The organism is Brevundimonas sp. (assembly GCF_023259385.1).
Lineage (GTDB): Bacteria > Pseudomonadota > Alphaproteobacteria > Caulobacterales > Caulobacteraceae > Brevundimonas.
This window is the reverse complement of the sequence record NZ_JAHFPF010000196.1, coordinates 1-6,832: the sequence shown is the minus strand read 5'-3', so window position 1 is coordinate 6,832 and position 6,832 is coordinate 1. Positions and strand designations below refer to the sequence as shown.

Sequence of the window (6,832 nt, the reverse complement as noted above, 5' to 3'; positions counted from 1 at the left end):
AGGCCGAGAAGGCCACGGCCGCGGCGATGGCCGCCGCCAGCTCGACGAACAGGCGGCCGACGTAGCCGGGCAGGAACAGCAGCGGCGCGAACACCGCCAGCAGCACCACGGTCGTGGCCACGACGGCGAAGAACACCTGGCGCGCGCCGCGCTCGGCGGCGACCAGGGGCGGTTCGCCGTGGTCGATGCGGCGCTGGATGTTCTCGGTCACCACGATGGCGTCGTCGACCACCAGACCGATGGCCAGCACCAGAGCCAGCAGGGTCAGCAGGTTCAGCGAGAAGCCCAGCGGGGCCAGGACGATGAAGGTGGCCAACAGGCAGATGGGCGCCACGATCGACGGGATCAGGGCGGCGCGCAGGGTGCCCAGGAAGATGAAGTTGACCAGGGCGACCAGCGCCATCGAGATGCCGATGGTGATCCACACCTCGTCGATGGCGTGGCTGGTGAAGACCGAGTTGTCGGACCCGACGACCAGCTCCGTGCCCGGCGGCAGGCTGGGGCGGATCTGCTCGATCATCTTGTGCACGCCGTCGGAGATGGCCAGGTCGTTGGACTGGGCCTGACGGGTGACGGCCAGGCCGATCTGGTCGACGCCGTTGCCGCGGAACAGGCGGCGGTCCTCGGCGGGAGCCTCCACGACGCGGGCGATGTCGCCCAGACGGGTGACATAGGCCGCCTGGCCCTGGATGGCGCCGGTGGCGCCGCTGGGCAGGGCGTTGCTGTTGGTGGCCAGGCCGCTGGTGTTGTTCGAGGCGGCGGCGTTGGAGGCCGATGGGCAGTTGGCGGAAGTCCTCGGCGCGGGCGTAGGTGCGCGCGACGCGGACGGTGTAGTCCTTCTGGCCCGACTCCAGCGAACCGGCGGGCAGTTCGACGTTCTGGGCCGTCAGGGCGGTCTCGACGTCGGTGACGGTCAGTCCGCGCGCGGCCAGGGCGGCGGCGTCCAGCCAGATGCGCATGGCGTAGCGCTGCTCGCCGTAGATCTGGACCTGGGCGGCGCCCGGCACGGTGGCCAGGCGGTCGATCAGATAGCGGTCGGCGTAGTCCGTCAGCTCCAGCCGGTTCAGGCTGGTCGAGCGCAGGAACAGGATGATGATCGGCTGGCTGTCCGAGTCGGCCTTGGCCACCTCGGGCGGATCGGCCTGGTCCGGCAGGCGGCCGACCACGCGCGAGACGCGGTCGCGCACGTCGTTGGCGGCGTCGTCGATGTTGCGGTCCAGCGAGAATTCGATGTTCACGCTCGACCGGCCGTCGCGGCTGGACGAGGTGATGCGCTCGACGCCCTGGATGCCGGCGATCTGCTGCTCGATGGGCTCGGTGATCCGGCTTTCGATGACCTCGGCGGAGGCCCCGGCGTAGCTGGTGTTCACCGACACGATCGGCGGATCGACGTCCGGCAGTTCGCGCACCGGCAGGAAGAAGAAGGCCGCGGCGCCGATCACGCACAGCACGATCGCCGCCACCGCCGCCATGACGGGGCGGCGGACGGAAACGTCGGAGAGCATCATCGGGCGGCGCCCTGGGCCGGAGCGGCGCGGCCGCCCTGCCCCCCGCCTTGACCGCCTCGCCCGCCCGCTCCGCCGACGCGCACGGGGGCGTTTGGCTGGATGCGGTTCAGGCCCGAGCCGACCACGCGGTCGCCATTGGCCAGGCCGGACAGGATCTCGACGAAGCCGCCCTCGACCGCGCCGGTCTCGACCACGACCCGCTGGGCCGTGGAGCCGCGCTCGCCGTTGGCGATGCGATAGACGAAGGCGCCGTCGCCTTCGTACTGGACCGCGGCCTCGGGCACGGCGATGCCCTGGCGCAGGCCCTGCTGGACGGCGACGCGGACGGCCATGCCGGGCCGGATGCGGGCGCCGGGATTGGGGATTTCGGCGCGGGCGGTGACCGAGCGGGTCGACTCGTTCACCCGCGTGTCGATCAGGGCGATGCGGCCGGTGAAGACCTCGTCGCCATAGGCGTCGATGGTGGCGGTGATCGGCGTCCCCGCCCGCAGGACGGCCAGGTAGCGCTCGGGGATGGGGAAGTCGACGCGGACCACGTCGATGTCGTCCAGGGTGGTGATGACGGCGCCCGGATTGACCAGGGTTCCCGGGGTGACGGTGCTGAGGCCCAGCACGCCCGCGAACGGCGCACGGATGGTGCGGTCCCCGGCGCGGGCCTCGGACGCGGCCAGCGAGGCGCGGGCCGATTCCAGCTCGGTCTCGTACTGTTCGACCATGGCCGCCGAGGCGAAACCGCGGTCGTTCAGTGTCTTGTAGCGCTCGTACATGGTCTCGGCGCGGGCGACCTGGGCGCGGTTGTCGGCGATGTTGGCGTCTTCCTCGCGGGCCTGCAGCTGGACCAGGGGCGTGCCGGCGGCGACGCGCTGGCCGTCCGAGAACATCACGCGGGTGATCAGTTCGCTGGTTGAGGAGGTGATGTTGACCGAGCGCCGGCCACGGGCGACGCCCAGGACGCGGATGCGGTCGCTGAACTCGCGCGGCGCGGCGACGGCTTCCGACACGGCCTGGCCGCGTCCGCCGCCGGGTCCGCCCCGGCCCCCGCCCGGTCCGCCGGCCTTCTCATCGTCGGCGAACGCCATGCGCAGCACGAGGGCGCCGACCATCAGGGCCAGGAGGATCGCCGCGGCGACGAGGAAGAAGTGACGCTTGACCACGCGGCGGGCGCTCCGGGACTTTGGGGACGTGCCGACTTAGCGGCTCTCGCCGTCGACGCAACTTAAGTTCATGTAACGGGTGCTGTTCCGAATTCCGTCGCGGTCAGAAGCGACGCCATAGACCGATGACCGGACCGCCCGAACGCGGCGTCTCCCGCCCGGCCACGGCCTCGCGCCATCCGGCCTGGACGCTCCAGGATCCGAAGCGCCGGACCAGGGAGGTCTCGACCGACAGCCAGCGCGGCCCGCCGTCGTCGGCCTGCCCGCCGTAGGCCTGGTTCAGCAGCATCCACTTGTCGCCGAAATGCAGGCCGAGCGTGGCGTCGACGCGGGTCTCGTCCGGCAGGCCGCCCCGCATGCGCCGGGCCGCCTCCAGCGTGACGAAGCCGCCGGTCGCCGCGCGGGACATCCACCGGGCCCGTCCGAACGAGCGGCCGGCCGAGGCGCGGACCTCCCAGTCCTGGCCGCCGACGCCGGGCGGGGCATAGCCGGCGTTGCGCCCTTCCCCGCCGTCCGCCACGCCGCCGTACAGGGCCACCGCCGTGCGGTCGTCGCGCCAGACCTGCCAGTTCACGCCGATCTCCAGCGGCCCGCGGCCCTCGTAGTCGACGAAGGCGTCCTTCCCCGACTGCCAGTCGCCCTTGAAACGGACGGTCAGGCGATCCGTCAGGCCGTATTCGGCGAAGACCGAGACCACGGTGTCGCGGCGGTCGGCGGGCAGGTCGGCGAGGCTGCCGTCCGGGCCGAACCCTTCGCCGGCCCGCATGTCTTCGAACTTGACGATCACCTGCCCGTCGCCCTTCGGCAAGGTCCAGGGACCGGCCGCGGCCGGGGCGGCGGCCCCAAGGGCCGCCAGCGTCAGCAGCAGCCCCCCGGCCCGCCTCACACGTCGTAGCCGGGCGACTTCCTGTCGAGCATACGCAACGCGCCCGGCCAGGCGAGGGCCGAAATGAAACCAATCCCCTTGCCCTGCTCCCGCGTCTCGACCTGGGCCGCGTCGGGGGCGAACAGGACGTGTTCCCGCCCGCCGGACAGGGCCGCGATCTGCTGGGCGCAGGCGCGCTCGAGGAAGAACATGCCGATCCAGGCCGCCGCCGCCGTCGGACCGACCGCCAGGGTGCCGTGGTTGCGCAGCAGCATCAGCGGCTTGTCGCCGAGGTCCGCCACCAGCCGCTCGCGCTCCTCGTGGTTCAGCGCCAGGCCTTCGTAGCCGTGATAGGCGACCTGATGCTGCAGCAGGCAGGCGTTCTGGCCGATCGGCAGCAGGCCCTCCTGCTGCGCCGCCACGCCGACGCCGGCCACGGTGTGCAGGTGGATGACGAAATGCGCGTCATCCCGGGCCCCGTGGATGGCCGAGTGGATGGTGAACCCCGCCGGATTGATGAAGTTCTCGGTCTCCTGGACGATGTTGCCGTCCAGATCGACCTTCACGAGGGACGAGGCCGTCATCTCCTCGAAATACCAGCCGTACGGATTGATCAGGAAATGATGCTCGGGCCCCGGCACGCGGGCCGAGATATGGGTGAAGATCATGTCGTCCCACCCGTGCAGCGCCACCAGGCGGTACAGGGCCGCCAGTTCGACGCGGGTGTTCCACTCCGCCTCGGACACCCGAGACTTCAGGGAAGTCATTGCACCGTCAGCCATGGCCGTCGTCCTCGCCTCGTTCTTATGGCGCGCACGCTCGCCCCGGGGCGGGGCCGCGTCAAGATTCAGGTTCCGTTAACCGCCTCTTAGGTTGCAAGCGGTACGGTAAATCCTGCCGTAACCCTAACGGTGCGCCGGAGGCGTGTGTGACCGTTCTCGTCCAGCTCAATCCGTCCCGGTCCCCCGAGCGCGCGCCGCGCGCCGAAGACCTGCTGGCGCTGGCCCGAAACAACAGTCCCGACGCCCGCCAGAGATTGCTTCTGGGCGTCATGGCCCTGTGCGACGCCAGCCCGCCGGACGGCCAGCTGTCCCCCATCCTGGGCGAGATCTTCCTGTTCCTGGCCCGCCAGGCCGAACGCGACATCCGCAAGGCCCTGGCCAGCCGCCTGGCCCACGCCGACTGGGCCCCGCCGGCCCTGGTCAATGTGCTGGCGCTGGACGAGATCGAGATCGCCGCCCCCATCCTGGCCGCCAGCCCCGTGCTGCAGGACGAGGATCTGCTGAGGATCCTGGTCGAGGCCTCGCTGGACCACCAGATCGCCGTGGCCCGCCGTCCAGAGATCAGCGGCCGCGTCGCTGACGCCGTCATCGAGCGCGGCGTCCCCGCCGTCCTGACCGCCCTGGCCACCAACCGCACCGCCCAGATCAGCGGCGAGGGCTTCCGCCGGCTGGTCGAGCATTCGCGCCGCATCGCCGCCCTGCGCGGACCGCTGTCGCGCCACCCGCGCCTGACCGAGGCCCTGGCCGAACAGATGTACCACTGGGTCGGCGCCGCCCTGCGCGAGTCGATCGGCGCCCGCTTCCAGGTCGACGAGCGCAAGTTCGGAAACGCCGTGTACGACGCCGTCGAGGGCGTCATGCGCAAGGACCGGCCCGACGACATCCCCGAGGACACGCCCGAGCGCGAGGAGATGGAGCGCCGGCTGGTCGCCAAGCTGCAGGCCGCCGGCCAGCTGAAGCCCGCCATGCTGATCCGCGCCGTGCGCGAGAAGCGCCTCAGCCTGCTGGTCCACGGCCTGGCCGCGCTGAGCGGCTTCACCGTCAACCAGATCCGTCAGGCCCTGCGCGCGTCCAGGCCCGAGGCCCTGTATTACGCCTGTTCCGTCGTCGGCATCGACCGCGCGGTCTTCCCGACCCTGCTGACCGAACTGCGCAAGCTGAACCACGGCCTGCCCGGCGACCTGGGCGATCCGGTGTGGCAGCGCGGCGCCCTGTCGGCGACCTCCGCGGCCCGCGCCTTCCGCGCCCTGGTCGATCCGGATCCGACCGAACAGCGCATCGCCGTTTGACTTCACAGGCCCGCTCGGCTTGCGTGCGACGGTGACCTCCTCCTCCGACCGCCCTCTTCGCATCGCCTTCGCCGCCTCCGATCGACCGGAGGCCCTGGAGGCCCGCGCGCGGCTGGCCGAGCGCTACGGCTCGGCGCCCGAGGAGCAGGCCGACGTGATCGTGGCCCTGGGCGGCGACGGCTTCATGCTGGAGACCCTGCACACGGTGATGGAGCGCCGCACCCCGGTGTTCGGCATGAACCGCGGCTCGGTCGGCTTCCTGATGAACGACTATGAGGAGGACGGCCTGCTGGAAAGGCTGTCCGGCGCCGGCCGCGCGGTCATCCACCCGCTGCAGATGGACGCCTGGACGGAGTCCGGACAGGTCCACAGCGGCCTGGCCATCAACGAGGTCTCCCTGCTGCGCCAGACGCGGCAGAGCGCCAAGCTGCGCATCAGCGTCGACGGCCGCGTGCGGCTGGAGGAACTGGCCTGCGACGGCTGCCTGGTGGCCACGGCGGCGGGCTCGACCGCCTACAACCTGTCGGCCCACGGCCCGATCATCCCGCTGGATTCGCGGGTCCTGGCCCTGACCCCGATCAGCGCCTTCCGTCCCCGTCGCTGGCGCGGCGCCCTGCTGCCCCACCAGGCCACGGTCTGTTTCGAGATCCTGGAAGCCGACAAGCGCCCGGTCAGCGCCACCGCCGACAATTTCGAGGTCCGGCGGGTCACCCGCGTCGATGTGCGCGAACGCCGCGACATCGCCCTGACCATGCTGTTCGACGAGGGCCGCTCGTTCGAGGAGCGGGTGCTGGCGGAACAGTTCGCGTCCTGAGGGCAAATTCCCCCGCGTGCACGGCTTCTTAAGGTCGTTTGTGCGACCAAAAGCGCCAGTCAATTTCGGGAGCGCCCGGTGAGCAACTCTGCCCAGGTCATTCGTCCGCCCAACACCCTTCGCATGAAGGTCGGTGGCGCCTTCGGCGGCATCGACGCCAATGCGATCGCCAAGGCCGAGGAAGCCCTCAAGGCCATGTCGGCCCAATTCGGCCAGTGGCTGCAGGACGAGATCACCAAGCTGGACCAGGCCCAGGCCGACATCCGCGCCCAGGGCTACAACGCCCAGACCGCCGAGGGCCTGTATTTCCGCGCCCACGACCTGAAGGGCCTGGGCTCGACCTACCAGTATCCGCTGGTCACCCGCCTGGCCGGTTCGCTGTGCAAGATGCTGGACGATCCGGCCAAGCGCATGGCCGCG

General features: G+C 71.0%; 6 protein-coding genes and 1 pseudogene. 3 read left to right on the top strand and 4 right to left on the bottom strand.

The genetic code is table 11. The features are described 5' to 3' along the window. From Q0C81_RS13990 to Q0C81_RS13975, 4 genes and pseudogenes are all read right to left on the bottom strand, one after another. Window positions 1–1,508: pseudogene (locus tag Q0C81_RS13990) on the bottom strand (efflux RND transporter permease subunit); the annotation flags it as partial. After that, a complete protein-coding gene (locus Q0C81_RS13985) occupies window positions 1,505–2,662 on the bottom strand; it encodes an efflux RND transporter periplasmic adaptor subunit (RefSeq protein WP_291839107.1) in 1,158 nt (385 codons plus the stop codon). The pseudogene Q0C81_RS13990 and the gene Q0C81_RS13985, both read right to left, overlap by 4 nt. A 103-nt stretch (window positions 2,663–2,765) precedes the next feature. Next, on the bottom strand, window positions 2,766–3,548 hold the full coding sequence (locus Q0C81_RS13980) for a hypothetical protein (RefSeq protein ID WP_291839104.1): 783 nt from the start codon (window positions 3,546–3,548) through the stop codon (window positions 2,766–2,768). Beyond that, a complete protein-coding gene (locus tag Q0C81_RS13975) occupies window positions 3,545–4,309 on the bottom strand; it encodes a class II aldolase/adducin family protein (protein ID WP_291839101.1) in 765 nt (254 codons plus the stop codon). Before Q0C81_RS13975 ends, Q0C81_RS13980 begins: the two co-directional genes overlap by 4 nt. 146 nt (window positions 4,310–4,455) lie before the next feature. On the opposite strand from Q0C81_RS13975, the gene Q0C81_RS13970 reads away from it, so the two are divergent. The 3 genes from Q0C81_RS13970 to Q0C81_RS13960 form a co-directional block, all read left to right on the top strand. After that, on the top strand, window positions 4,456–5,598 hold the full coding sequence (locus tag Q0C81_RS13970) for a DUF2336 domain-containing protein (RefSeq protein WP_291839098.1): 1,143 nt from the start codon (window positions 4,456–4,458) through the stop codon (window positions 5,596–5,598). 31 nt (window positions 5,599–5,629) lie between these two features. Next, window positions 5,630–6,412 (top strand): NAD kinase, encoded by a 783-nt coding sequence (locus Q0C81_RS13965; protein ID WP_291839095.1) that lies wholly within the window; start codon window positions 5,630–5,632, stop codon window positions 6,410–6,412. Window positions 6,413–6,490: 78 nt separating this feature from the next. After that, the coding region (locus Q0C81_RS13960) for an Hpt domain-containing protein (RefSeq protein ID WP_291839092.1) at window positions 6,491–6,832 on the top strand (342 nt) is incomplete at its 3' end.

Bases quoted from the DNA above. Each gene is read 5' to 3' on its own strand.
- Q0C81_RS13975 (WP_291839101.1), bottom strand. From the start codon at position 4,309: ATGGCTGACGGTGCAATGACTTCCCTGAAGTCTCGGGTGTCCGAGGCG.